General features: G+C 35.5%; 32 protein-coding genes and 1 pseudogene. 25 read left to right on the top strand and 8 right to left on the bottom strand.

Annotated elements, in window-relative coordinates; genetic code table 11:
* Window positions 1–78: 78 nt before the first annotated feature.
* From IPL24_16710 to IPL24_16700, 3 genes are read right to left on the bottom strand one after another with little or no spacing between them, the layout of a single operon-like run.
* Complete coding sequence (locus tag IPL24_16710; GenBank protein ID MBK8365245.1) at window positions 79–1,230, bottom strand: T9SS type A sorting domain-containing protein; 1,152 nt, start codon at window positions 1,228–1,230, stop codon at window positions 79–81.
* On the bottom strand, window positions 1,190–1,741 hold the full coding sequence (locus IPL24_16705) for a hypothetical protein (GenBank protein MBK8365244.1): 552 nt from the start codon (window positions 1,739–1,741) through the stop codon (window positions 1,190–1,192). The genes IPL24_16710 and IPL24_16705 overlap by 41 nt, the downstream gene beginning before the upstream one ends.
* The gene (locus IPL24_16700) at window positions 1,710–2,501 is read right to left on the bottom strand and encodes a VCBS repeat-containing protein (GenBank protein MBK8365243.1); all 792 of its coding nucleotides are present in this window, start codon (window positions 2,499–2,501) and stop codon (window positions 1,710–1,712) included. Before IPL24_16700 ends, IPL24_16705 begins: the two co-directional genes overlap by 32 nt.
* A gap of 108 nt (window positions 2,502–2,609) precedes the next feature.
* Here IPL24_16700 and IPL24_16695 point away from each other — a divergent pair, with 108 nt between their 5' ends.
* The 4 genes from IPL24_16695 to IPL24_16680 are packed head-to-tail and all read left to right on the top strand — an operon-like array spanning window position 2,610 to window position 4,450.
* Complete coding sequence (locus tag IPL24_16695) at window positions 2,610–3,044, top strand: hypothetical protein (protein ID MBK8365242.1); 435 nt, start codon at window positions 2,610–2,612, stop codon at window positions 3,042–3,044.
* Between the two features lie 16 nt (window positions 3,045–3,060).
* Window positions 3,061–3,483 (top strand): T9SS type A sorting domain-containing protein, encoded by a 423-nt coding sequence (locus IPL24_16690; protein MBK8365241.1) that lies wholly within the window; start codon window positions 3,061–3,063, stop codon window positions 3,481–3,483.
* A gap of 52 nt (window positions 3,484–3,535) precedes the next feature.
* Window positions 3,536–4,030 (top strand): SRPBCC domain-containing protein, encoded by a 495-nt coding sequence (locus IPL24_16685; protein ID MBK8365240.1) that lies wholly within the window; start codon window positions 3,536–3,538, stop codon window positions 4,028–4,030.
* Between the two features lie 12 nt (window positions 4,031–4,042).
* A complete protein-coding gene (locus IPL24_16680; protein MBK8365239.1) occupies window positions 4,043–4,450 on the top strand; it encodes a hypothetical protein in 408 nt (135 codons plus the stop codon).
* A 24-nt stretch (window positions 4,451–4,474) separates the two neighbouring features.
* Here the strand turns inward: IPL24_16680 and IPL24_16675 are convergent, their stop codons facing one another.
* Window positions 4,475–4,918 carry a response regulator gene (locus tag IPL24_16675; protein ID MBK8365238.1) on the bottom strand — a complete coding sequence of 148 codons (444 nt, stop codon included), beginning with the start codon at window positions 4,916–4,918 and terminating at the stop codon, window positions 4,475–4,477.
* 147 nt (window positions 4,919–5,065) lie between these two features.
* Between IPL24_16675 and IPL24_16670 the strand changes: the two genes are divergently transcribed.
* The 5 genes from IPL24_16670 (at window position 5,066) to IPL24_16650 (ending at window position 11,459) form a co-directional block, all read left to right on the top strand.
* A complete protein-coding gene (locus IPL24_16670) occupies window positions 5,066–6,583 on the top strand; it encodes a T9SS type A sorting domain-containing protein (GenBank protein ID MBK8365237.1) in 1,518 nt (505 codons plus the stop codon).
* Between the two features lie 16 nt (window positions 6,584–6,599).
* The gene (locus IPL24_16665; GenBank protein ID MBK8365236.1) at window positions 6,600–7,178 is read left to right on the top strand and encodes a YdeI/OmpD-associated family protein; all 579 of its coding nucleotides are present in this window, start codon (window positions 6,600–6,602) and stop codon (window positions 7,176–7,178) included.
* A 26-nt stretch (window positions 7,179–7,204) separates the two neighbouring features.
* Window positions 7,205–7,831 (top strand): DUF523 domain-containing protein, encoded by a 627-nt coding sequence (locus IPL24_16660; protein ID MBK8365235.1) that lies wholly within the window; start codon window positions 7,205–7,207, stop codon window positions 7,829–7,831.
* A 390-nt stretch (window positions 7,832–8,221) separates the two neighbouring features.
* Window positions 8,222–10,885, top strand: a complete 2,664-nt coding sequence (locus IPL24_16655) for a LamG domain-containing protein (GenBank protein MBK8365234.1) — start codon at window positions 8,222–8,224, stop codon at window positions 10,883–10,885.
* A 208-nt stretch (window positions 10,886–11,093) separates the two neighbouring features.
* The gene (locus IPL24_16650; protein ID MBK8365233.1) at window positions 11,094–11,459 is read left to right on the top strand and encodes a T9SS type A sorting domain-containing protein; all 366 of its coding nucleotides are present in this window, start codon (window positions 11,094–11,096) and stop codon (window positions 11,457–11,459) included.
* A gap of 239 nt (window positions 11,460–11,698) precedes the next feature.
* Here IPL24_16650 and IPL24_16645 read toward each other — a convergent pair whose 3' ends face one another.
* The gene (locus IPL24_16645; protein ID MBK8365232.1) at window positions 11,699–12,313 is read right to left on the bottom strand and encodes an energy transducer TonB; all 615 of its coding nucleotides are present in this window, start codon (window positions 12,311–12,313) and stop codon (window positions 11,699–11,701) included.
* A 505-nt stretch (window positions 12,314–12,818) separates the two neighbouring features.
* Between IPL24_16645 and IPL24_16640 the strand changes: the two genes are divergently transcribed.
* The 3 genes from IPL24_16640 (at window position 12,819) to IPL24_16630 (ending at window position 15,530) form a co-directional block, all read left to right on the top strand.
* Entirely contained in the window at window positions 12,819–13,766 is a 948-nt protein-coding gene (locus tag IPL24_16640) for a T9SS type A sorting domain-containing protein (protein ID MBK8365231.1), read from the top strand.
* 43 nt (window positions 13,767–13,809) lie between these two features.
* Window positions 13,810–14,106 (top strand): hypothetical protein, encoded by a 297-nt coding sequence (locus IPL24_16635; GenBank protein ID MBK8365230.1) that lies wholly within the window; start codon window positions 13,810–13,812, stop codon window positions 14,104–14,106.
* Between the two features lie 188 nt (window positions 14,107–14,294).
* On the top strand, window positions 14,295–15,530 hold the full coding sequence (locus IPL24_16630; protein ID MBK8365229.1) for a hypothetical protein: 1,236 nt from the start codon (window positions 14,295–14,297) through the stop codon (window positions 15,528–15,530).
* Window positions 15,531–15,532: 2 nt separating this feature from the next.
* Here the strand turns inward: IPL24_16630 and IPL24_16625 are convergent.
* The 3 genes and pseudogenes from IPL24_16625 to IPL24_16615 form a co-directional block, all read right to left on the bottom strand.
* Window positions 15,533–16,232: pseudogene (locus IPL24_16625) on the bottom strand (response regulator transcription factor).
* The gene (locus IPL24_16620; protein ID MBK8365228.1) at window positions 16,225–16,614 is read right to left on the bottom strand and encodes an ATP-binding protein; all 390 of its coding nucleotides are present in this window, start codon (window positions 16,612–16,614) and stop codon (window positions 16,225–16,227) included. Before IPL24_16620 ends, IPL24_16625 begins: the two are co-directional and overlap by 8 nt.
* Entirely contained in the window at window positions 16,580–17,443 is an 864-nt protein-coding gene (locus IPL24_16615; GenBank protein MBK8365227.1) for a hypothetical protein, read from the bottom strand. The genes IPL24_16620 and IPL24_16615 overlap by 35 nt, the downstream gene beginning before the upstream one ends.
* Window positions 17,444–17,580: 137 nt before the next feature.
* Between IPL24_16615 and IPL24_16610 the strand changes: the two genes are divergently transcribed.
* The 13 genes from IPL24_16610 to IPL24_16550 all read left to right on the top strand — a co-directional run bounded on the left by IPL24_16610 (window position 17,581) and on the right by IPL24_16550 (window position 26,041).
* The gene (locus IPL24_16610; GenBank protein ID MBK8365226.1) at window positions 17,581–17,808 is read left to right on the top strand and encodes a hypothetical protein; all 228 of its coding nucleotides are present in this window, start codon (window positions 17,581–17,583) and stop codon (window positions 17,806–17,808) included.
* 24 nt (window positions 17,809–17,832) lie between these two features.
* Complete coding sequence (locus tag IPL24_16605; protein MBK8365225.1) at window positions 17,833–18,594, top strand: energy transducer TonB; 762 nt, start codon at window positions 17,833–17,835, stop codon at window positions 18,592–18,594.
* Between the two features lie 300 nt (window positions 18,595–18,894).
* Window positions 18,895–19,800 (top strand): hypothetical protein, encoded by a 906-nt coding sequence (locus IPL24_16600; protein MBK8365224.1) that lies wholly within the window; start codon window positions 18,895–18,897, stop codon window positions 19,798–19,800.
* Window positions 19,801–19,903: 103 nt separating this feature from the next.
* Window positions 19,904–20,386: an SRPBCC family protein gene (locus IPL24_16595; protein MBK8365223.1), complete on the top strand. Its 483-nt coding sequence runs from the start codon at window positions 19,904–19,906 to the stop codon at window positions 20,384–20,386.
* A gap of 265 nt (window positions 20,387–20,651) precedes the next feature.
* On the top strand, window positions 20,652–21,152 hold the full coding sequence (locus IPL24_16590) for a hypothetical protein (GenBank protein MBK8365222.1): 501 nt from the start codon (window positions 20,652–20,654) through the stop codon (window positions 21,150–21,152).
* Window positions 21,153–21,226: 74 nt separating this feature from the next.
* Window positions 21,227–22,222 carry a T9SS type A sorting domain-containing protein gene (locus IPL24_16585; protein ID MBK8365221.1) on the top strand — a complete coding sequence of 332 codons (996 nt, stop codon included), beginning with the start codon at window positions 21,227–21,229 and terminating at the stop codon, window positions 22,220–22,222.
* Window positions 22,223–22,369: 147 nt separating this feature from the next.
* A complete protein-coding gene (locus tag IPL24_16580) occupies window positions 22,370–22,621 on the top strand; it encodes a hypothetical protein (protein MBK8365220.1) in 252 nt (83 codons plus the stop codon).
* An 82-nt stretch (window positions 22,622–22,703) separates the two neighbouring features.
* Window positions 22,704–23,186, top strand: coding sequence for a GNAT family N-acetyltransferase (locus tag IPL24_16575; GenBank protein ID MBK8365219.1), 483 nt, complete (start codon window positions 22,704–22,706; stop codon window positions 23,184–23,186).
* A gap of 133 nt (window positions 23,187–23,319) precedes the next feature.
* Window positions 23,320–23,913 (top strand): TlpA family protein disulfide reductase, encoded by a 594-nt coding sequence (locus IPL24_16570; protein MBK8365218.1) that lies wholly within the window; start codon window positions 23,320–23,322, stop codon window positions 23,911–23,913.
* Window positions 23,914–24,054: 141 nt separating this feature from the next.
* Complete coding sequence (locus IPL24_16565) at window positions 24,055–24,378, top strand: winged helix-turn-helix transcriptional regulator (protein ID MBK8365217.1); 324 nt, start codon at window positions 24,055–24,057, stop codon at window positions 24,376–24,378.
* Window positions 24,379–24,384: 6 nt separating this feature from the next.
* Window positions 24,385–24,852, top strand: a complete 468-nt coding sequence (locus IPL24_16560; protein MBK8365216.1) for an SRPBCC domain-containing protein — start codon at window positions 24,385–24,387, stop codon at window positions 24,850–24,852.
* Window positions 24,853–24,863: 11 nt separating this feature from the next.
* A complete protein-coding gene (locus IPL24_16555; GenBank protein ID MBK8365215.1) occupies window positions 24,864–25,442 on the top strand; it encodes a DUF1801 domain-containing protein in 579 nt (192 codons plus the stop codon).
* 41 nt (window positions 25,443–25,483) lie between these two features.
* A complete protein-coding gene (locus IPL24_16550; protein ID MBK8365214.1) occupies window positions 25,484–26,041 on the top strand; it encodes a DUF4256 domain-containing protein in 558 nt (185 codons plus the stop codon).
* Window positions 26,042–26,046: the final 5 nt, after the last annotated feature.

Below are 26,046 nucleotides of genomic sequence, written 5' to 3'. Positions count from 1 at the left end.
CAAGTTTGAAATTTATAAAGGCGTTGCGCAATTACCGAGCTATCACAAACCTCGTGGTTGTCCTTTCTGAATTTTCCATTATTGTACAGAAATAAAACCCGATTTAAGGTCAGAAACAGAAACTTCTTCACTAAAATTATTTAGTGTAATTTCTATTAACTTTTCGCCAAGTGAATTGAAGATGCTCAATACAGCAGGTTGCGCACCATGCCTGTTAAAAGTAATTCTTTCTGATGCCGGATTTGGATAGACAATAAAAGATCTTTCCTCTGATTGTTCATATACATTGACCGGACCATTCGGAAGATTGTTGATCCAAACAGAAATATCATCTGAACTCTGGTTACCGATTATAATATCATCTTTTCCGTCACCATTGATATCACCTGTTTGTGGTGATACAGGAGCTGTGCCTACATTTAAAGTTTCCTCAGCAAATGTATTTGCAGAATTACGAAGTATCACCATTGCCATAGTATTACTGACGCCATCCCATGTTGTTACAAAATCTTCCAGAGAATCATTGTTGAAATCACATCCTGCAATATTGTTTGCAGGAAAATTAATTGTAGCGCCACCACAGTTGGGATCTATCCAGTTGCCTGTTGTATCAGCACAGACTGACATAAAAGTATTGGATAAAAAATTCTGAAGGACAAGATCTGTGTAACTATCATTGTTAATATTTGTCGGATAAGCAAAAATGTAATGTCCCGAAGAATAAGTTGTCCTTGTATTCTGAGGAAGTTCACCGGTTCCATCACCATATAAAACTGAGTAACCATTTGCTGCAGCTGCACCATGAGCATTACAGACATCCAGGTTTCCATCATTATTGTAATCTTTGACAATAAGTCCGTCACCCCGCACTGTTATTCCGCCTGCTGTTCCGGTAGATACATCCGGTAAGCCTAGTCCTCCCAGAGAATCAGCCATGTGTACACCAACATACGAAGGGGAATGTGAAAGACTTACAACGTCATCGAAGCCATCCTTATTAAGATCACCAACCTTCAATTCATAAATTGCATGTCCTCCGGCATACGATACTTTAGACGGAAAATTTCCTGCACCATCGTTCAGATAAATATAAAGACTGTCGTTAAGTACATTTCCTAAAACAAGATCCGGAAATGAATCCGTATTGAAATTTCCTGTACCAATCGATATGCATTGTGCAACACCGATATTAATTCTGTTGTATTTTTTTAAATGAACATGGAGCTCCATAGTATAAATTCACATTGATTGAATTTTTACAGATTGCTGCGATGTCATCAAAACCATCCATACCGAAGTCTGCAACTGCAATACCGGTACCATAATCACCGGAAGGAAAAGTTTCACCCGGAGTGAAACGGAAATACGCAGCATTACGATAAAAGCGTAAAAATCTTCCGAAATTCATATAATAACTACTGCAAAAAAGAAGTGAAGAGCCGATTCCGTCCAGTTCAAGGCTGGTTATTTTTCCATAACCGCCGGAATTTATTCTTACATTATTAAATAAATATAAATGTGAAAATCCAATATTAGAAACTGCTGTATCAAAACTATATGCGAAATCATTTTTAATGCCATCATAATCAAAATCGCCCATAGTAAATGAAAGAGTTCTGGTTGCAGGGATTCTGTATATTAATGGTTGTGCAGAAACATTGTAATTTAATTCACCGCAAAATAAAATCGTATCGTTTATCGTATAATATTCAATGAAAGGCATCAGCGTCGGTATTTTCAAAATAGACCTCTTTCATATTCTGAATAAAAATCGTGCTGCTATTGAAGGCCGGAATATTAAATGTTCCCGCGTTATTCAGAAGTATCATACTTGCACTTCCAACCAGATCATTAAATCCATCACCATTAACATCGATTGAATGAAGATGGCTTCCATGGAAATTTATATCTAATACATTAGGCACTCCGAAAGAAAAATTGCCGCTCCCATTCAACATATACGATTGACGGTAATAATGAGCATTATCCGTTACAAAAACTGCAAGATCTAAATTCGTGTCATGATCAAAATCACTACATGCGACTTCATAATAAGTTGAAATAAAAGAAACCGAAGGAATTGAAAGCGTATCTACAAATGTGAACGCTCCACTACCATCGCCACTGAAAAAGCTTAATGGGCCTTTACCTCCAACAATAAGATCGAGATGATTATCATTGTTAAAATCACCTGCCTGAAGAATATCAGCTTCTTCCATAAAAGTACAGTCGAAAGAAAAAAGTGTCTGTTCCAGATAATTCTCACAGTGTCCGGAAAAAATGGTGATCCGGTCAACCGTTCCACCTGACGGCCGACCAATCATTGCAATATCTTCAATTCCGTCTTCATTAAAATCTGAACTGATCACACACTGCAATGAGCTTTGTGATGGTACATCGGCATATGATGAAAGATCTGATGCTTTACCATAGGATACAAAATTCGTCTGAGCGATAACATTTGAAACAAGAAAAAAAAAGAATACAATTAAATACTTCATGGTAGATCTAGCTTTTGATAATAACACAAATATAATAACAAGGCCGAAGTGAACAAGCAGTAGTAACAATTATTTGTTTAATTTGCTTTTCATAAAAAATAAATCATAATGAAAATTGTATGCATTTTTATCACCCTGATTTTTTTATCCAAAACTTCAAAATCACAAACATTTGTTGACACAACTAAATTATGGAATGTGCTACAATGCTATTCAGGTCCATTTGGATCAGATTGCGAAACATATTCATACAGATTAAGTGGAGATACAACACTTGGGGTTTATCAATATAAAAAACTACTTCAAACAAATGACACAACACTGATATATTGGTCGTTAAAAGGCGCGATGCGTGACAGCGGACAAAAAGTATTTTATACAGATTTCTTTAATGAATATTTACTATATGATTTCGGTGCAAATGTTGGCGATACAATTCGGTCAATATTTTTCTGTCAGGATACTCTTCTGGTTGTGGATTCTGTGGATACAGTAATGATAGATGCCGATTTTAAACGCAGATTATTTTTTAATTTTTTCTAACTGTGGTTTTACAGAGGTGTGGATAGAAGACATTGGAAGCATATTTGGTATAGCAAGTTCTTTTACAGTGTATGGTGATTTACCTTCAGATTACGGCGAAGAACTCCTATGTTACTGGAAAAACGATACAGTAAGGTGGATAAACCCTGTTTATAATGATTGCTACTATGTAGTTCTTGATATTGTTGAAGAAAATGAATTCACCATTAAAATCTTTCCAAACCCAATCAATGATTTGGCAACTATTGATCTTCATGGAATAAATTCAGACTGGAATTGGCGACTTTACAATAACCTTGGTCAGGTTGTTCAAAGTACAGAAAACATTAATTCATCCAGGTTTGAAATTAATAGAGGTGCATTACCATCAGGCGTGTACTTTTATTATATTGATTCAAAAGATGCTTTTATCAGTAAAGGCAAACTGATAATTAATTGATGAAACCGTTAAATATAATTTCAAGATATTGCAATAGCTTTTAAAGATTCAAATGGATAATTTTAACTGGTCGCAATTCACCAAACGAATTCAGATAAAATCTGATCTTGCTACTATTTACAATTCCTGGACAAAAAGTGCAGAATTGGAAAAATGGTTTTTGTCAAAAGCTGTATATTTTGATTCGAACGGGAAAAATATATCGGCTACTGAAAATGTAAGTGCCGGCTGTAAATATGAATGGAATTGGTTTGCACAAAATTATTTCGAAAGCGGGAAAGTAATTACTGCCAATGGAACTGATCTTTTTGAATTCACCTTTGCCGGAGAATGCAAAGTACAGGTTAAATTATCAGAAGTGAAAAATTACGTTCTCGTTGAAATAACACAAAAAGAAATTCCACTCGATAATAATTCAATACAAAATATAATACTGGGATGTGCTTTCGTATGGACATTTTATCTGATCAATCTGAAATCCGTTCTTGAAGGTGGCCTTGATCTGAGAAACAAAGACTCCCAAATGGAGGGGTTGGTAAACAATTAAAAAACTAACAGCATGAAAAATATTATAATAATTTCATTGGTTTTCTTAAACTGCATTTCATTGTCCAAAGCGGAAATGAATCCTGATTCATCTGATACAGGCTTTGTCAAAGAAAAAATCAGTATTTCAGGAATTGAGAAAGGTCTCATCGATAAAGAGATCTTACTTTCTTCAAAAGGTCTTGTATTTCAGGATAGCACTGCTAAGCTTTTTAAGATCGTAGGATTTAAGTTGAGTCTGTTTATCAAAAACAAAGACTTGATCGAACTAGATACCTACAGTGGTGAAATATCTGATGAAATGAAAAGTGCAATAAAATCTGCTCCGTCAGGAAGCAAATTATTTTTCGAATACATCCGTTGTGTTGACAACACCGGTAAAAACACCGCTGTGCTACCTACACAATTTACTTTAAAGTAATTCAACAAATTTATTCAGGAGTATTCAATTCCATTTATTCTTTTCCATTTCAATGATCTTTTTCAAAGAACAATGAATATTGGCAAAAACTGTTTTATTTGTTTTCAGAAAATAATCTGTCGCTCCATTTCTTAATGTATCAATAGCCTTTTCCAGGTCATCTTGTCCCGATACAACAATTACGACCGCTGTAGGGTTCAATTCCTTTATCTTCTGAAGAACAAGCAATCCATTTGGGCCTTCACTGAATTCATAATCTAAAATTATTTTCCGGGAATCATTTGCCTTATATTTTTTTAGAAATTCAGCTCCTGTTGAAAAGTGTTTGGATTGCATTTCCATTGCCGACAAAAGATAATCTTTCAGCATAAAACTAAAAGCCGGATCGTCATCGATTATATAGATTTCGAAATCATCCTGCGTAGTATTACTTTCAGATTTCTTAAGCTGTTCGACAGGTTGGTTCATGTCCGGAGATTTTCTATAAAAATAAATGCTGGTCAATGATTTTACACACAGCCTTAAGAAATTAATTAACATTTAAGGTTGTTAGAAACAATCTAAATAAATTATATTTGTGTATAAACTTCACATATGATAAATTTAAATAGGTTTTTGATTTTGTTTATCCTTGTTCCGACACTTAATGTTGTTGGACAAAATACCCCGTCGCTATGGAAACATACATGTAATTGCGGTGGGATGAATATGATAACTATTGATGATAATGGGAATTCCTATGTCTTTAATGATGGTCAAAATGGTGCTGCTTTGCCAACCGTTCTAAAATTAAGTCCGACAGGAAGCCAGAAATTCAATAACAACTATCTTCCTTCCGGATATTTGAGTATGGAGTTTAACAATGTCATTTACAAAAATGGACGAATTTACATTGCAGGAAATGTCAGTAACAGTACAGATTTAAACCGACTGTGTTTAACAACTGTCGACACGCTGGGAAATATGATCAATCAACTGGTTGTGGATTCGATCCAGATAAATCCACTTAGCGGTATCGAATCCGCTCCTTTTTATTCGTATGGATTTAAAATTGATCAATTTGAAAATCTGCATGTAGCATTTTCCAAAAATGATCAATCATTCAATAAATATTATTGCTTTCTCAAATTTGACCTAGCCTATAATCTTCTGGCTTCATTTACTGATTCGCTGGGATTGAATACCATTCCCGGACCATGCACATATCAAAATGATGGAACAGTTTACTATTCATATTCAGGTAACATTGTAAAGTTAAATAATAGCTACAGCTCAATTGACTGGATGGCACCTTTGAATAATCAATTTATGGATGCAAGAAAGATTCGTTCTACTTCAAACAGCAATATTTATATTTTAACAGCACAATTATCCGGAGTTCAGGATCCGACATATACGCTGGTCAAGATTCAGGATAATGGTTTGTCATATGCAAACATTTATGATTCATTAATTGCGACGTCTCCAGGTTTGGAGTTTACACAAATGTTAGTCGACGATTCCAGCAATTCTGTATATCATGCAGGGTATAATACTTCAAGTTTTCCATATCGCCGCTATGTAGTTAAACAAGATGGTTTAACCGGATCAATTGAATGGCGAGATTCGTCCTTTGATGGACAATTTATAAATGCATTACTATTAAGTGCACAAAATAATCTTGTAGCAATTGGTGGTGGTACTGATTATTATGTGTGGCTCTACAATTCGCTTGGAACTGTAGATGCAACAATTCTATATGATGGTCCATGTGGAGCTAATGACAATATTACCGCTGCACGTTTCGATCCGAACGAAAAGTTAATTGTAACGGGTTCGTCATGCGAAAATGCTTCTAGTATCAATTGGGGTACAACGTTGAAATATAATATTCCAACAATTACAACTTCCATTCCTGAGTCGTCCGGCAGAGACATTACAATTTATCCCACCCCGGCTGTTAATGAGATCAAATTAAATACTCAAGAGCAAATACTAGATTTAACCGCTTTTGACATTTTAGGAAACTTTACAAAAATTTCTTTCACAGATGAAAAGAATATCGATGTGTCGTTTCTGTCTGCGGGAGTTTATCTCTTGCAGGTTAATACGGCTACCGGCCTGTTTTATTCGAAATTGCTAATTTCAAAATGATGTACTAATAATCCTTATGCAAGAAACTTTTAAAGGCAAAAAAACCTTCTATGCAAAGTCCAGAAAAGAGTGGCGTAAATGGTTAGAGAAAAATAGTGAAACAGAAAAATCAGTGTGGCTTATCTTTTACAATAAACTAAGCAAAATCAAAAGTGTTCCTTATGAAGAAGCAGTTGAAGAAGGTTTATGCTTTGGCTGGATCGACAGTGTCAAATACAAAAGAGACGACGAAAGTTCTTATCAGTATTTTTCTCCGAGAAAACCAAAAAGTAACTGGAGCAAATCAAACCGGGATCGCGTAAAGAAATTAACGGAAGCCGGATTGATGACGGAAAGCGGGCAGAAATTAATTGATCATGCAAAAAAATCAGGGACGTGGCATGCATTGGTGCAGGTTGAAAATTCCGTTATCCCGGAAGATCTGCAAAAACTCTTCAATAAAAATAAAACAGCACAAAAACATTTCAATGCTTTTTCAAATTCAGCAAAACGTATTATCCTTGAATGGATCTTAAGTGCAAAACGACCGGAAACACGTGCTAAGCGAATCGAAGAAACTGTTCACCTTGCTTCAAAAAATATAAAGTCACGTTAGTATGTACAACTTATATCTCACAACGAATGCCTGATAAAAATTATCTCAAAAACCTTCGGGTACCTACAAAAGAAAATCCGCTTCGTATTCTTGTTAGTGCATGTATGATTGGAATAAAATGTGGAATCGATGGTACTGCTTATGGAGAATATCCAACTGTTCTGAAATTAATGAACTATGACAACGTAAAATTGATCTCTTTTTGTCCTGAAGATTTTTCATTTGGAACACCAAGAGAGATGTGCGATATTCATGGCGGAACCGGTTTGGATGTGCTTGAAGGTAAAGCAAAAGTACTTACAGCAACCGGAATTGACTGGACTGAAGGGATGATAAAAGCTTCAGAAAAAATGCTTGAGGTTGCAATAAGTAATGATATTGAACTGGCAGTAATGATGGATGTAAGTGCTGCATGCGGTAATCATGTGATATATGATGGAAACAGATATGCAGAAAATAAAAAATATCAGATTGCTATGGGTGTATGCGGTGCGCAATTACATCGCGCCGGATATAAAATAATCAGTTGGCGAGAATATGAGTCTCTGGAAATTTTATATTCTAAAATTGACCCATTGCATGTTATAAATAAAGAAGCTAAAGATTTTGATGAGCATGAGTGGTATAAGGGCTATTTTAAAAAATTAAACTAATTGAAGAAATAAAAATTAAACACTGAGATTGGTTATTTAGAACACGGAATGATTAGGCTCAGTGTTTAATTTTTTAACACATGAGCACCAGTCGATTTGACCACAGTTACACAAGGTGTTTTTTCAAAGTGTTCTTGTGACTAATTGTGAACTTGGTTCTGTGTTTAATCCTTTTATCAAAACCTTGTGAATCTTACACTTTTAATTAAACTTTTCACTTTTTATTTTTTCATTACAAGGATTTTTTCAAGTCTGACAAATTGATTCTTTCTTTTTTCTTCGAAAATCAAATTTATCAAATCCAAATTTTACTATAAACATCACAACATTGCAGTCGTGGAACTAATTACCCATTGAAAAGTTAAACCACTCTGAACAATTAAAACTCTTATGATTAGAAAATGTTACCTATTACTGGTGACGCTGGCATTGTCAGTGTCATCAAGAGGGGAACATGCGAATGTACAAAACTCCGTGGTGGGAGTAAGTACAGAAACTCTGATCAGAAACGGAAGTGGGTCCGTAAGTTCATCATTGGATACTGTGGGTGACCCTTCTCTTTTTGGTACGAATGTCTGGAATGTATACGCATGGAACTCTTCCAACGCGAACAGTTGGATCATTGATTATTATGCGGGATATTATGTTGACACTAATCTGTCAATGTTTACCCTTAACTACTGGGGTGATGGCGAAAGTCCATCCTATGCTCCGGGTTACCAGGGACAAGGCGTATTTGAAGACGATCACTCTTTCTCTGCAAAGAGGCGCGGGTTTCCAAATGGTTATTATCACATCAACATTCCAAGTCACGATGATTGGGCTTATCTGATCATTGATGGTGTTGAGGTATGGAATCACGAAGACTGTTGTGATTATCATGGTGACGTCTGGGAAGGATTTCTTGGAGATACGTCAACGATTGAATTCCGTGTTATGGAGTTTGGTGGAGGATCATATGGTTATGTTGAATTGCTTCGGTCTACAGTAGTAGCAACAGCAACAACAACTTTTATTCCATGCGTTAACGGAACTTCTGATGTTACAATTTCAGCAATAGACGGTGTTCCACCATTTACCGGTACAGGCACTTTCACCGTAACCGCCGGAACTTATGATTATACAGTAACCGATAGTCTTGGTGACTCAACAACAATTACCGTTGTTGTTGCCGGTCCACTTGACTATGATACAGTGATCACAACAAATATTTCACCCGCAATTTGCGAAGGTGATACAGTAATTCTGACCGGACCATCTCATGGAAAAGCATTGAGCTTTACTGCTCCTAACCGCGTGTTGCTTCCAATCAATTCTCCGGAAACTGATTATACATTTGAACTCGATTTCAAAACTTCAGAACCATATACAGGAATTTCAAGTGTCCGTGATGGCGACCTTGGCGGATCCAATGACAGAAATCTCTATCTGGAAGAAGGTGAAATTTTTCACAGACTTTTTTCTTCTGAAGAGATCATAAGTTCAAGCGGACAGAATTATGCAGACGGACAATGGCATCATGTTGCAGTCGTTGTTGAATCGGGAATTGGACAAAGAATTTATGTCGATGGAATATTAGTTGCAAGCGGTATAGTTGACCGTTCTGATTTTGACTGGGACAATACAATCAACATTGGTTTTGGAAACGACTGGTTCAATGGAAGTATTGACAACGTACGTTTATGGAACGTAGTAAGAACTCCATCAGAAATTATACAAGATCAAACATTGCATGTTGTAGGAAGTCAGCCGGGCCTTATAGGCAACTGGGACTTTGACGATATAAGCAATGAAACAACAACCAATTCAGTAGATAATTCAATAGCATATTTAATGGAAGGTCCTTCTGCAATTGAAAATAATACCAATACTTATTTATGGAGTAATGGAGAAACAACACGATCAATTGCATCGACACTTGCCGGCACATATACTGTTGCTGTTACCAATGCAAATGGTTGTGCTGTTGGAATTCCTTCAATGGAATTAACATTGAATCCATCGCCGGCAGTTCCTGTAATTTCTACTCAGTCTTCCCTTTCCTTTTGTCATGGATCGGTTGCTGAATTTACAAGCAGCGCAACAGAAGGTAATCAGTGGTTAATGAATGGAAACGTCATTGAAGAAGATACTCTTTCAACTCTGGAAACCGGTGAAGAAGGAAATTATTCTGTAATTGTTACCAATTCATTTGGTTGTACAAAGACATCGGCACCACAATTCCTGGAAGTATTTCCTGCACCTCCGGCTCCGGTAATTGTTCCGTCATCGGCAACAACATTCTGCGAAGGCGGTAATGTCGACCTTACTGCACGTTCAGGAAATGTAAATATTCGGTGGGCATCATCTGTAATTTCTTTCAGTTCAGAATGGGAAGAATTTGATTACGGTGCAATACAAGTGCTGGGCGAACCTGATGTTTATCCAAATTATGGAGATATAGAATTAGCATGGTCGCCTGTCGGTCATGATGATCAGGAATTTCTGGAGCTTGGATATACGCACCCAATTCCGATTAACTTCATTGACATTTATGAAACATTCGGACCGGATTTTGTTGATACGGTTTTTGTAAAAAATCCGAATACAGATCAATATGAAATAGTATACACAGCAATTCCCGAATACAAGGGTGATTCTGCACAGATCCTTCACATTACTTTTCCAATGACATCGTTTCCGGTTTCAGAAGTAATGATAAGTATGGATATGTCTGTTGTTATCGGATGGAATGAAGTAGATGCAGTGTCAATAGGAAATGATTTGCCGACAAGTTACCTATGGACAAACGGAGATACACTTCAAACATTCAATGCATCAACTTCAGCAACCTATACGGTGACCGTTGTAAATTCAATAGGCTGTACATCAACTTCAGAACCAATTGAAATCGTTGAGAATCCGAATCCCATAGTTACATCCGGACCGGATATGTATTCAAGTACATGTAATCCTGTTTACAATCTTTCAGGAGGGACGCCTGCGGTGGATATATGCAGGAACAGGAATTGCAGACGGAATTTTCAATCCTGCGGTTGGGGCAGGAACTTATAATGTTGATTACTTTTATACAGATAGCAATGGTTGCATAGGAAATTCATCAACAACCAAATGACAGTTGTTCCGGTACCTGTTAGCATCATTGAATCCATTTTGAAATGTTTGTTCAGATGCCAATCAATTTCATATTGGCCGGTGGCTCACCATCTGGCGGAATTTATTTTGGCGCGGGAATAACGAATGGAATCTTTTAATCCGGCGATTGGATCAGGAACATATTCTGATTCTTATTACATTTGTAGATTCAATGGGATGCAACACAAGTTCTGTTCAAAACATAACTGTTGATATCTGTACAGGTGTTTTGAATATTATTTCTGATGCATCAATCGCTTTGTATCCAAATCCTGCGGATTCAAAAATAAATATTGATTTGAATTCAGATGATAAAATTAATTCGTTGGAATTATATAATTCATCCGGAGCAATAGTTTACAGAAAAACGAATTCTGAAATAAAATCACTAAAACATTTTGAAATTGACCTAAGTTTAATTTCTCCGGGAGTTTATTTATTAAGATTATATTCTGAGAATGGAATCATCAATAAAAAACTGATGGTAGAGTAATTTATAATTGAACAAGTGAAACACGCCAGCGCCTGCAGTCAGTTTGATTGCGGGCGTTTTTTTTATAATTATGTGTAAAATTTAAGTGTAAAAATAAAACACTAAGATCACTTGTTTTCAGCACAAGATCACCGGGAAGTCAGTTTTGGTTTTTTCAAACCCCAAAATTCGTCACAAGAGCACATCACTTTAAGTGTTCTTGTGCCAAAAACTTAGTGAACTTAGTGTTAAAAAAAATATCAGAAACGCACCGGCACAGCACTTCTCACATAAACAGCTTTACCCTTTTCTTTACCCGGTTTCCATGCTGGCATTGAGCGAATTAATTTGAGAGCTTCCGAATCATACTCTTTCCCAATTCCTCTCTTCACATACGGAAAAAGAATTTTGCCTTTTGGACTGATCAGAAAATCTACATACACTGTACCATGTTTTCCATTAGTATGTTTAGGAGTATTCGTAAAAATATATTCTGCAAGCTTTTCTTGTCCTCCCGGAAACTGTGGCATCTCATCTACAACAAGTTTTGATGCTGCATTGGCATCTTCCCTTCCCCACATCTTCTTATATTTTTTTGCAGGGATAGTATCGTTCTCTATGATCATTGAACTATGGCATTTACTTTCGAGTAAATTGAACATTGCAGTATCGCCAAGGGCAAGCACTGCACTCCAGTCACGACAAGCCTCCAGTGTATCACTCATTGCAAAATTTGCAACACCTCTTTGAAAATATGCCGATGCATTGGATTCATTGGAAGAAATTTCTTTCGTCAGAAAACTATTTGCGCTTTCAAAATTTCCGGAATTAATTAATTGTATTCCCTGGTCTTCTGTGGTTACATGATTTTTCAATAAAGACTGAATCAGAGAATCCTTTTGAAGAGCAGATTGAGCCTCACAAAAAAATACGGCGCTGAGCAGAATAAAAAATAATATTACTCTTTTTAAGTTGGTGGGATAAATCATGTAATGAGTATTTTGGGCTGAATTTAATTGAATTTTTTAAATTCAGCTATAGAAAGAAATATTAGTGCCACTGACCCTCTCGTTTAATTGCGGAGTTGCTTAAAATAACCATCATTTACGCGGTTTGAATTTACATTTTATATGAGGTCATTTGTTTATTTAAAAAATGCTGTCCGCCGCGGTGGATAGCCATGCGAGAGGGGAAATTGAGGGGACTCAACGCATGGCGTCAGCCTTTTATATTTAAAATCAATACTATTTCATGCAATAAAAATTGTCAATAAGGTCCTGCTTTTTCGCGGGGTCCCCGGGGTTAAATATGCGTCAGAAAGAGTGTAAGAAGTAAGTTTTCCTTATATTTGGTTATAATTCGTTTCTAAATTTACTCCCCATGCTAAAACAAATATTTGGGTTTCTATTTATTCTTTTAGCCACAACAAATATTCAGTCTCAGGATATTCGTGGTTCCGAAATAAAGTACAGCAATCCCACCAATCAAACATGTAATTTTGAGATCAGTTTATATGTACAATCCGGGATGGGCATTGATCGCGATACGTTGATGTTTGAAAATACGATCGTGCCAGGAATTTCTACTCAACTCTCAAATAATATTACACTCTGGAAATATTCTTACCAGCATGCATTTGCGGGAAATGGAACACATCAGATTTACTACCCTGACAGTTTCAGAATTTCGTCAATTAGTAATATCATGAATTCAGAATCAGAAATTATTTTTCCTTCAATAAGATTAATGATGAATCCGTATATCGGTTCAAATTCAAGTCCGGTTTTTCTGAATAAACAGACTGAAATTTACAGATTAGGTAACACTATAATTCATGAACCGTTTGCTTTTGACGCAGAGGGCGACAGTTTGGTATTCAGCCTGGCTCCTGCTACATCTTCAAATTACACTTTTCCGACAGGGATCTCTATTGATAGTCAAACCGGAAAAGTAGAGCTTCCATACTCAAGTAATATTTATGCTATAAATATTCGGATTGATGAATTCCGGAATGGAGTGAGCGTTTCTTCAACCAACCGCGAAATGTTGATTGATGGAAATGCCCTTATAAATACAATTTCTGAAAATAGTAACTCCGTTAAATTTGACCTTTTTCCAAATCCTGTCTATCAATTGCTGAATGTGAAAACTGAAGCAAATATTGATGATGACTTTCAGATTTTCGATGATTTAGGTAGAATTGTATCGTCCGGAAAAATCAATGGTGGAGAAGCACAAATTGATCTTTCCCTTATTGCCCAAGGAGTGTATTTTTTTATCGTTTCCCAACAAGAAAACATATGCCGCGTTCGTTTTGTGAAAATCTAACCGGCAAGAAAATGATCCGGCAGACATTAAAAACCAAAATGAAATGAAAGTAATAATGCTAATATTAATTCCTGTCATGTCTTTGTTACTTATTTCCTGTGAAAAAGAACGTACAGAAAAAGTGACAGTGATCAAAGATTGCACGGGTAGTTATTTACGGTTTGATGGAAAAGATTATTTGATTTGTAACCGTGAAAAAGCCGAACCATTTTCAGATGGCACTATTGTTACTGCCACATTTAAAGCAATCAAAAACTGCACCGGTTCGGCAAAGGACGCAATCGTGTGTATGATGTATCATCAAAACGAAGGCTGGATCGAAGTGGAAAAAATTCAGTAAAGACAATACGAAAGAATTAGAAATATATGTTGAGATTTGTTTCCTATAGTGTATTGCTAATTCTTTGCATTCATTACAAATTTTCATTCAGCCAACCGGCACTAAAACAAGATCGAATTCTTTCCTCCAATGAATTAAGACAAGATTTACTCTTTCTTAAAAATAAACTGGAGACCCTTCATCCCAATTTGTATCTCTATTCTTCTAAAACAGAATTAGACAAACTCTATGATAGTTTATCAAATAGTATCATCCAACCGATGACTGATCTTGAATTCTACAAGCATATATCCGTGCTTAGCTCAACTATTAAAGATGGTCATACTAATTTTCTTCCAGGGAAGGAAACTATGTCATATCACGACTCATTCAGCAAGTTTCTACCGTATAAATTAATCGTTTATGAAAACAAACTATATGTTGATCGGGTTCTTACATATGAAAATTCCGTACTTCGTGGTTCGGAAATCATTAGCATCAATAATATTTCTTCTAAAGAAATTATTTCTGAATTGAAAAAAAGATTGGTCAGAGATGGAAATAATCAAACATATCCTTCATGGATTTTAAGTAACTACTTCAGAAACTACTATAGTTTTTCATACGGACATCCAACTGATTTTAAAATTGAATATTTACAAAGAGACGCGACGGGTACTGTAATGATCAAAGCACTTTCAAAGGACAGCATTTCTTATTATAACATCCGCAATTATCAGGAAATTGAAAATACTTTGCAAGCAGAGAAAGGAATTAAACTTCAAATCTCAAATGACAGTATTTATGCAGTATTAAAAATCAGGGATTTCCACAAAAGTGTTTTAAAACATATCTACAAACAGAATTTTAAAAAAGAGATTCGAAAAGCTTTTTATGAAATTGAAAAAAATAAAACTCCCTATCTGATCTTAGACTTAAGAGACAATCAAGGGGGCGAGCTGACTTATGGAAAGCTATTAGTATCGCATTTAATAGATAAACCATTTTCACTGATTGAATCTTACTATAAAGTGAATTCCTCCGGTGGGAAATATGAATTAAAAAAGACCGGAGGAAAATTTACCGGACTGCTCCAGCCATCAAAGGAAGCATATCAAGGAAATCTAATTGTCCTGATAAATGGCGGAAGTTTTTCCAATTCCGGAATTGTGGCTTCGTGTTTAAAAAGAAATACGAAAACAACCTTTGTAGGTGAAGAGACCGGTGGAAACGATAAAGTACTTGCAGGATACATAAAAGAAATCATTTTGCCTTTTTCGCAAATTGAGGTTCAGATTCCGACAGAACAATTTATGCTCGACAACGATTTACCATTGACAGGGCGTGGAACAATTCCTGATCTTCCATTTCAGCAAAATAGTAGCATGGATACTTCTGATGCGACATTAAATTATGTCATTAACAAGATCATTAAAGGAAAATAAAATTATTCGGGAACATTAAAAATAAAACCAACACCAAAAACATTCTCAATACTCAATTCAGGATCGTCTTTGAGATACTTTCGGATCTTTGTGATAAACACATCGAGACTTCTTCCAAAAAAATAATCGTTTTCACCCCATAGATCTTTTAAAAGATCTTCTCTCTTTACCAGATGATTTCGATTCTCTGCCAGATATTTAAGAATCTCACACTCTCTTTCCGTAATGCGTTTTGATTGCTCACCAAGCTTCAACACTTGATTATTTATGTCAAAACGAATATTTTCCAATAGCAATTAAATCATGTTTCACATCCATTATACCTGCAGGAATTCGCCGTATTACCGCTTTGATCTTCCACAATAATTCTTCTTCATCGAAAGGTTTTGTAATGTAATCATCGGCACCTAACTCATAGCCCTTCAATTTATCTTCCTTTAATGATTTAGCAGTGATAAAAATTATAGGAATTTTTCTATCCTTGAGTTTAACTTTCTTTGCTAAAGTAAATCCATCCATAACAGGCATCATAACATCAAAAAGACAAAGATCGAATCGTTCATTCTGGAAAATATTTAATGCTCCTTCGCCATCTTTGCAAAGTTTTACATCAAAGCCTTCCGTCTGGAGATAATCAACAAGCAGAATTCCAAGGTTGTCATCATCTTCAGCAAGTAATATTTTTAGCTTCTCTTTAGGCATTTGGTAAAGTTATGGCAAACGTTGTTCCTCTGCCCGGTTCACTCTGTAGTACAATTGTTCCATTGTGTAATTCAACGATCTTTTTTATGTAGGCCAGACCGAGCCCGAACCCTTTCACATCATGCACATTTCCTGTTGGCACTCTGAAGAATTTCTCGAACACTTTTTTCTGGTATTCCTTCTCTATACCAATTCCGTTATCGGAAATGGTTATGATAATATTTTGTCCACTGTTAAATGTTTGAATAACAATCTTCGGTTGTCCTTTTGAATATTTGATCGAATTATCGATCAGATTACTTATAGCATTTGTAAGATGAGTTTTATCTCCTTGAATAAAAACATTTTCAGCTTTCAGATTTAAAGCTACTTCTCCTTTCAAATTTTCGATTTGAATTGAAATGCACTTTAAGTGTATTATCGATCAATTCATGCAGATCAATTTCAGTTTTTCGGATTGGAATCTCCCCTCTTTCAAGAGCTGTCATACTCAAAACCTGTTCTACCTGAAGTCTGAGCTTTTCATTTTCCTGCAAAATAATTTCCGAATAGTGTTTTACTTTTTCATCGTGTCCGGATAATGCCTCCTTACCTACCATCTTCCCTGCCAGAGCAATATTAGTTAATGGGGTTTTAAATTCATGGGTCATGTTGTTCAGAAAATCTGTCGTGTGTTCAGAAATTCTTTTTTCTCTGATAAGCGACATGATCGTTCTCCAGAATAGCACTAATACAATTATGATCAGTATTACTGAAGCAATGAATAACACTCCCATTTCCTGTAAAAGAAACTGCTTCTTTCCTGGAAGGATCATATTCAATTCCAGTCCGTTTTTCGTTGCTTCTTCTTCAAGTCTTTTTTTGTAAACATTGTTTTTTAGTCCACTTTCACTTACAGGAACATTTCCATCAGGTTTCTTTACTTCAAATGCATAATCAATATGAAAATTGTAATACTGCATTGAGCTATTGAACAAAGAATCCGTTTTGTGAATTTCATCTTTACCGATGCACTCTTCCATATTCCTGCACGCCGCTGTATCTGTACTAAGTGCTTCTGCAGTTTTTGAAAGAACGAGGTTTGCTTTATCATTAAAGATCTCTTCTTTGATCTTGGCCGTAGTATAGATCCAGTTCACCTGAATAATGAGAACGATCAGTAGTGCAACGGAAGAAATAACGATAAATAATGTAGTCCGGTTCTGCTTCATTTGAATGATCAAAAATAGCTATTAATACTGTAATTATCGTGCATTAACAACTTAATAACAACTCAATAACGAGTGACTAACAAGATTTTTCCATCTCTGAAGTAGCTTTGTTACATAAATTCTAAAACTCCAAGACAATGAAAAAATTAATTCTAACTTCAGCAGTACTATTTATTACACTTTCCACATTTGCAAAAGAAGGTGACAAATGTTCTGCAAAATGTACGACGGCAGATCACAAAGAATGTAAAAAAGATGCAACTTGCAGTAAAACTAAAGGTACAACAGATGCAATGCTAAAAGAAGATAAAGCATGCTGCAAAAAAGGTGAAACAAAAAAGAGTGATAAAAGTATTGTAAAATAATCCGTATCTTTAAAATTATCTCAAATGAAAAATATCAAATTAACTCTTCTGTTGCTATTAGTGAGCACGATTCTGTTTTCTCAAGACTCTGTCAAACACTTTGTAGCTTATAATTCTCTATCAGGAAACAAAGTTCCGGGATCAGACATTAAATCGAATCTCTCCTTTGGGGTCCGTGGCGCATATAAAAATCCTGTAACAAAAGCAAAACTGAATTCTGCTACGAAACTGGACGACATATGTGAAGGTTATCCTGCAAATTGGTTGAATAATTATGTGTCTACAGAAATAGTTTCTACGAGTAATGGAAAAAAGGTGAAAGCATCCGGTTTGAATGGAACACTGACTTCTGAACAAAAGAAAATTGTTTCTTCAGTGGATCTTGGTGCAGAAGTGCTCATTGATGTGAAATACAAATCACAAAATTCCGCAACCGATAAAACTGAAATTCGCACCATGAGCTTTTCCGTTACAGTAGTACCTGATGTAGAAGCAAATTTCAAAGGTGGAAAAGTTCAGATGAAACAATACATGAAAGAGAAAGTTATAGATAATATTCCATCCAATATTACTTCATCTTTGAGACAAGCGATGGTTAAGTTTACAGTGAATGAAGAAGGGGAAATAATTAATGCCCGTGTTTCAGAATCGACCGGCGATCAGGACATCGATCGATTAATGCTTGAAGGTCTAAATAAAATGCCAAAGTGGATTCCGGCAAAAAACTCATCGGGTGAAAAAGTGAAACAGGATTTTGAGTTTGTGATGGCGAATGAAGGGTGTTGAACCTGGGTAATTAAAACACTAGGGGCACTAAGTTCACGATAAGACCACTAAGTATTCCGTGTTCTTATCGTGAACTTAGTGCCCTTAGTGTTTTAATTTTTCAAAAACATGAATTCATTTAATTTTAAAACAAGTATTTTATCCTTTTCACAATTTTTAATAAACTTCGCGTTATCTTTATACTTACAATAAGCTATAGAGAATATGGGACAACCACACAATTATGAACACAAAAAAAATTATTATTATTTTAATTGCCCAATAAAAACAAATTCGAAGCAAAGCCACTCAACATATTGCTTGAGTTATTTTTTCAGAGTTTGCGCAGTCATTTTGATTTTCTCATCATCCGCTAATGGCCAAGGTTGCAGCGATGCCGGTTTTTGTTCACTGAATAGCATTAAAGCTTCCGCCGACGATAGCCTTTCTTCAAAAAACAATCAGGTAAAAATTGGTGCATTTTATGGAATTGCCGACAATTCCATTTCAGTATGGGGAAATGCTCTTGAATATAACCGAGAGTTTTCAAATAAATTTGTAATGGATCTGAAATTGACATCCCTTTCACAAAACGGTAATGGTATCAGCGCTTATGGACTAAGCGATATATTTCTGACTGGGAATTATAAACCAAATGACAATTTAAAATTTACAATAGGAGCAAAAATTCCTTTTACAAATGGAAACAATAAACGGAATAACGTTTCGCTTCCGATGGATTATCAATCCAGTCTCGGCACGGTTGACTTCCTTGTTGCTTTTGGTTTTAAACTAAAGAAGTTTCAACTTGCCCTTGCAGTCCAACAACCGATTACCCAAAATAAAAACCAGTTTGATGTATCTGACTATCCTATTAATTCACCCATTCGACAATTTCAATCAACTAGAAATTTTATTCGCAGCGGCGACGTTTTTCTCAGAATATCTCGACCAATAGCATTTACCTCCAAAATGAAATTTACTCCCGGACTTTTACCAATTTATCACCTTTCAAATGATAGCTATACTGACAGTTCAGGTACGAAAAGAGAAATTGCTAGCTCTGCAGGATTAACTTTGAATGGAAACATAAGTTTGGATGTCGAACTTACCACTAAGAGTACATTACAATTCAGTGCTGCTGCGCCATTTATCGTCAGAGATACAAGACCCGATGGTCTTACACGCAGCTTAATTGGAGTTATAGAGTATAGCGTTAGGTTTTAGATTTCAAAAACCTGCTTTTTCAAAACTGCTTCGCAGAAAGTCAATCTCTCATTTTGAACTAAAGCAAGATGGCATCTAAGCAAAAGAATATTAATTAAATGAAATGCCAACTATCGAACTAAAAATTGAAATCAAAAGCAACATCGAAAGATGTTTTGATTTAGCACGAAGCATCGACTTTCATCAGATTTCTACTGCCGGAACAAATGAAAAAGCAATTGGTGGGCGGGCAAAAGGTTTAATAAATTTTGGTGAAACTGTTACCTGGGAAGCTACTCATTTTGGTATACGTCAGAAATTAACTTCAAAAATAACTGCCTTTGAAAGGCCATTTCATTTCAGGGATGAACAGCAGAAGGGAATTTTTAAGTTCATTGTTCACGACCATTATTTTGAACAAGCTAATGACAGAGTAATAATGAAAGATGTTTTTAGCTTTCAATCTCCTTTTGGTATCCTAGGCAAGGTTTTCGATAAACTTATCCTCAAAAACTATCTTAAAAAGTTTCTTGTCGAAAGAAATAATTTAATTAAGGAATATGCAGAGACAACAAAGTGGAAAACTGTTATTACTAATAATCGGTAATAAAATTTTAAATCACAAAAAGCATATTAATAAATATGATACTTTTTAATCCAAATCTGAAATAGAGTTTATACAGGAATGATAATATAAATTGTTTGTATTGTCTATTCTGATCAGGTTTTATAATAATCTACGGAATTCTTCTTTATCCGATTAATTAGTGCATCTTTACTTATATTATTCTTAACCCGCCTTACTTTCAGGTAAGGCGGGTTTTTTATTGCACTACCTGAATATTAATTAATCCACAACCTAAATATAATCTATGAAAAAATTATTACAAATTATTTTAATTCTTACTGTTTTCTGCTCTACATCTGCTAAAGGACAAAACAGTCATCATTTTAAAATATATGATTACTCGCTTGATTCCAACTTAAGACGCATTGCCACATCGGCATTAACTGCAGATGGCGGAATGGTCGTATTAACAGATAACGAATACAGGGGTTCTCTTTCTCCTGCCGATTATGGATTCTCCTTGATCCGTTATGATCAGAGTGGGAACAAAATGTGGAATACATTTATATCCGGATTCACAACTAGCAATGCCATAATCAAACGCATCATTGAATTACCCGACAACGGATTCGCAATTGCAGGAAATACAACATTTAACGGAGGTGGTTTTATCCTGAAGACCGATGCTTCCGGAACTATTTCCTATATGAAAAGTTATGCAATTCAAATTTACGATTGCGTTTTGGATCCTTCAGATAATGGTTTATACTTACTACAAATGCCGGAAATACATACTCCGGAATAATCAAAACAAATTCTTCAGGCGATGTTGTATGGAGCGATGCAAGAAATTTTTTACCGGACCCGGATCATTATTATATGGCTCGTCGTCTGAACAATGGAAACTATCTTGCTGTTGGTACAGCCTATGACAATCCATCAATATCTAACGGTTCAGGACTTATTGCATGTTACAATTCTTCGGGTACACTTCTATGGAGTCAACTATATGTGGGACCTGAATGGACAACAGGGTTTATGGAATTTACCGAACTTCAGGATGGTTCAATTCTTCTTGCAGGAACATCATCACAAGTTGCCGTACCGGGTTTAAGAACTTTGATCACGAAAGTAGATTCTGTCGGTAATGTAATCTGGTGCAAAACCAGCGTACTTGGTTCTCGAATTATAGATTACGGTTATGAATTTTCGGATGGCTTTCTTTACATGGTAGGAAACTACGAATGGTCCGGATTAGACATTAGACCCGCAACTACAAAATTTAATTCAAATGGCGATGTTTTATGGACAAGAATTCACCCTGAATACGATTACATAAATGATGTAGTTTATGGTTCATCAAATGATTTTTCAATATTGGGTGGTAAACTCGGATTTAATAATACAAGAACATTTTGTAGTACAGATACTGCCTTGACTCAATCGTGTGCATTATACGATACTGCATACACTTTTGTCAATACAACTATGACAACACTTCCAACTTCTCCTGTTTCTGTTACTCCGGTAACATCGGCATCGAGCCTGACACGAGTGAACTTCTCAGCAGTGAATTATGTGAAAATTGATGTTTGTTCACAAACAGGAATAGCCGAAGGTGCTCTGGAAAAACTTACCATTTCATTGTATCCCAATCCGGCTTCTGAAATGATTGCAATAGATATTTCGCTTAATGATTTTAAACCGGAAATGACAATTAATGTTTTTAATAATTTAGGTAAAACAATTAAACAATTTCAACTTGGTTCACCAAATTCAATTCTGGATTTAAAAGGTTGGGATTCGGGAGTGTATTTTTATATTATAAATGATAAATACAATGTTTTGAAAACAGGTAGATTTATTATTGATTAAAACTACTTGAAAATTATCACAAAAAAGGGGCAGGAAGAAATTTTTGCTCCTTTTTTTTATCGACCTCTTTCTACTTAGATTAGTATTTATAACTTTGATTCTCCCTTTCTATAAAAAATAAAATATAACCACCTTATTCATACAGGAATGGAAATAAATTATGAACTTCAAAAACAAATTTTTGAAATTATTAAAAACCAACTTAAAGAGGATAATCCACCAGAGGTAAAAATTACTTTTGACCGATTAAAAAAAAGCGGTTTTGATGATATTGATATAAATAAACTGATTGGCCAATGTGTATCAGTTGAGTTATTTGAAATAATAAGTTCAGGTAAACCATATAATGATGAAAGATATGTTAAAAATTTAAAGAAATTACCCAAGTCGCCAATTTGAACTATTACTGGTTTCGATGGGGCAAACACTTACAATTTATTTTAATATTTAATTTCTTGAAATTTCATACGCTTCAACAATAATGGAAATAAATCTAACACAGACTACATTAGATGATCTGAAACTATTGTTTCATTTTCAACTTGACAAAGAAGCCAGACACCTCGCTGCTTTTACTAATAAAGACTCAAAAGACGAAAGAGCATATGTTGAACGGTATTCAAAATATCTTACCGATCCTTCCATTAATATGCTCACAATAAAAGTTAATAATAATGTTGTCGGAAGTATTTCCAAATTTGTAATGGAAAACGAACCGGAAATTACTTATTGGATCGATAGAAAATTCTGGGGCCGGGGAATTGCTTCAAATGCGCTTAAAGAATTTTTAAAGATCGAAACCATAAGACCGATCCATGCGCGCGTAGCCTTTGATAATTTAGGTTCACAAAAGGTTCTGGAAAAATGTGGTTTTGTTAAAATCGGTAAAGACAAAGGATTTGCAAATGAACGACAATCTGAGATCGAGGAATATATTTATATACTATCTGAAGATTCCTTATAAATACTCCTTTTGCAAATGTATTTTCTTTTTATAAAAAGTAGCCCTGAAAGGGCGAAATTCGCCACCACAGGGTGAAGCCCTGTGTATTATATGGAAATAAAAAAATGAAATAAAAAATGAAAATTAAAAATTTATGAAAGCTCTTCTTATTTATTTTATTTGCTCTTCGCTTCTATTCAGTGACGGATCTTCACTGCTGGACAATTCCGTCCCTGTCTTTACAGGTGTAACTCTCGGAAATAAAAATGTTGATGCTTCTTATTTCAAGGGAAAGGTAACACTTATTAATTTCTGGTCCCTTGGCTGCCGGCCATGTCTTCAAGAAATGCCATTCTTAGCACAACTTGATACTATTTTTCCTGATAGTGCTTTTCAGATATTGTCTATCGCTCCGCATTCAAGAGAAAGATTAGTTGCATACAATTCTGATCTACCTTCGCAATATTCCGGGTTTCGTAAAGCATGTGGAGCGAAAATAATTATGTACGATGTATTACCTGAATGTGAGGTAACAATAAGATTTCCCACCGATGATGATGAACACCTGACTCTCTCTCATGACTCCGATGAAATTTCCAAATTGTTCAACGTAGACATGTACCCGACAACTTTTGTAGTTGACAAGTCCGGTATTATCAGATATGTTCGTAGCGGCTATCCGATGGAATCAAGTGATTCTCTCTACAAAATGCAAGTAATAACGGAGATTGCATCCTTGTTGAAATGAAATCCGTGTCTAATCCATCAATATCCGGACATTCTTCCAAATTATAATCTTTACCCGCTTAATTATAAAACCAATAAATTTAAAATTTAATTTGCGTAGTCAAATAACTACGCATATATTTGTAGCCAAATAGCTACATAAATGAATTTACGAAGAGATGTCTTTCAGGCGATCGCTGATCCTACGCGGCGGGCGATCTTACTTCTGGTCGCTTCGCAGGCCATGACTGCCGGAGCAATTGCCTCAAACTTTGACACTGCCCGGCCTACTGTTTCCAAACATTTGCAGATCCTTGCTGAATGCGAATTATTACATCAAACTCAGAATGGAAGAGAAATATATTTTCATCTAAATGCGCAAAAAATGAAAGATGTTGCAGATTTTATAGAACCGGTCCGCAATATGTGGGATGATCGGTTCAATAAACTTGAAGCCGTTATGAAAAAATACAAATCGAAAAAATAAGTTGCCATGGAACGCAAAACCAAAATAAATGCAGAAGACGGTAAACAGTATCTTGTCATCACGCGGGAATTTGATCTTCCTTTAGATCTGCTTTTTAAAGCCTATGAAGATCCTGAAATTGTTGAGCAATGGATGGGTACAAATGTGTTGAAACTCGAAAATAAAAAACACGGCGGATACCTTTTTGAAACTAAAGATCAAAATGGAAATGTCGTCTTTCGTGCCAATGGTGCAATACATGAATTTATTCCGGAGAACCTGATCGTTCGGACTTTTGAAATGGAAAACACACCATTTCCTGTTCAACTGGAATTCTTAGAGTTCGAAAGTCTTTCGGGCGACAAAAGCAAACTTACAATGCAAATTGTCTATCGCTCTCCTGAAAACAGAGATCAAATGCTTAAATTACCATTCGCTCAAGGAATAAACATGGCCCATGATCGATTACAGGAAGTTGTTAGTAAACTAAAATAAGACAGAACCCAATGAATGCAAAAGCAGATTTCTTTTTTGTCAAAAACTCAAAATGGCAGAAAGAACTTGAAACTTTAAGGAAGACTATTCTTGCAATTGGCTTAAATGAAGAATTGAAATGGGGTGTCCCTTGTTACACAATTAATAAAAAAAACATTGTGCTCATTCATGCATTCAAAGAATATTGCGCCGTTCTATTTTTCAAGGGTGCATTATTAAAAGATGCAAAAGGAATTTTGGTACAGCAAACCAAGAATGTTCAATCAGCACGTCAGATCCGTTATACCAATGTTAAGGAAATTGAACAAACAAAATCCACATTAAAAGCATACATCCGTGAAGCTATATCAATTGAACAAGCAGGTTTGAAAGTCGAACTTAAAAAGACGACAGAATTTACAATGCCGGATGAATTTCAAATCAGGTTGGAAAAAAGTCCGGCATTGAAAAAAGCATTTGCCAAACTGACTCTAGGTCGTCAGCGTGGATATCTCCTGTTTTTTTCCTCTGCGAAACAGTCAAAAACCCGTGATTCACGGATTGATAAAAATGTGAAAAGAATTTTAGCAGGAAAAGGTTTAGACGATTAATAATTACTTAATTTGATCTTAAATATTTAACATAATACTGATTGAAAAAAGAACTATCATCAAAACAATCTGAAGAGTTGCTTGCCATCCTGAAAGAACGTTTTGAAAAAAACATGAAGCGTCATAGAGGAGTTCAGTGGGATCAGGTTCTGTCGAAACTGAAATCTTCACCGGCTAAATTATGGTCATTGAATGAAATGGAAATTTCCGGTGGCGAGCCCGATGTAATCAGTTTCGGAAAGAAAACAAATGAATATATTTTCTGCGATTGTTCGCCTGATAGTCCTAAAGGAAGAAGAAGCTTGTGCTACGATTACGAAGCACTTCAATCCAGCAAAGAACACAAACCAAAAAACAATGTAATTGATCTGGCCGCTGCAATGGGAGTAGAAATTTTGAATGAAGAAGAATACAGAGAGCTTCAAAAACTTGGCGAATTCGATCTCAAAACATCCAGTTGGATAAAAACACCTTCCACAATCAGAGAGCTGGGTGGAGCGCTTTTCTGTGATCGTCGCTTTGATACTGTATGTGTCTATCATAATGGTGCTGAATCATACTATGCTGCCCGGGCGTTTCGCGGATTATTAAAAATTTAAGACCG

The organism is Bacteroidota bacterium (assembly GCA_016711505.1).
Lineage (GTDB): Bacteria > Bacteroidota > Bacteroidia > AKYH767-A > 2013-40CM-41-45 > JADKIH01.
Note: the sequence above shows the minus strand (reverse complement) of the source record. Positions and strands in the feature narration are given on the sequence as shown.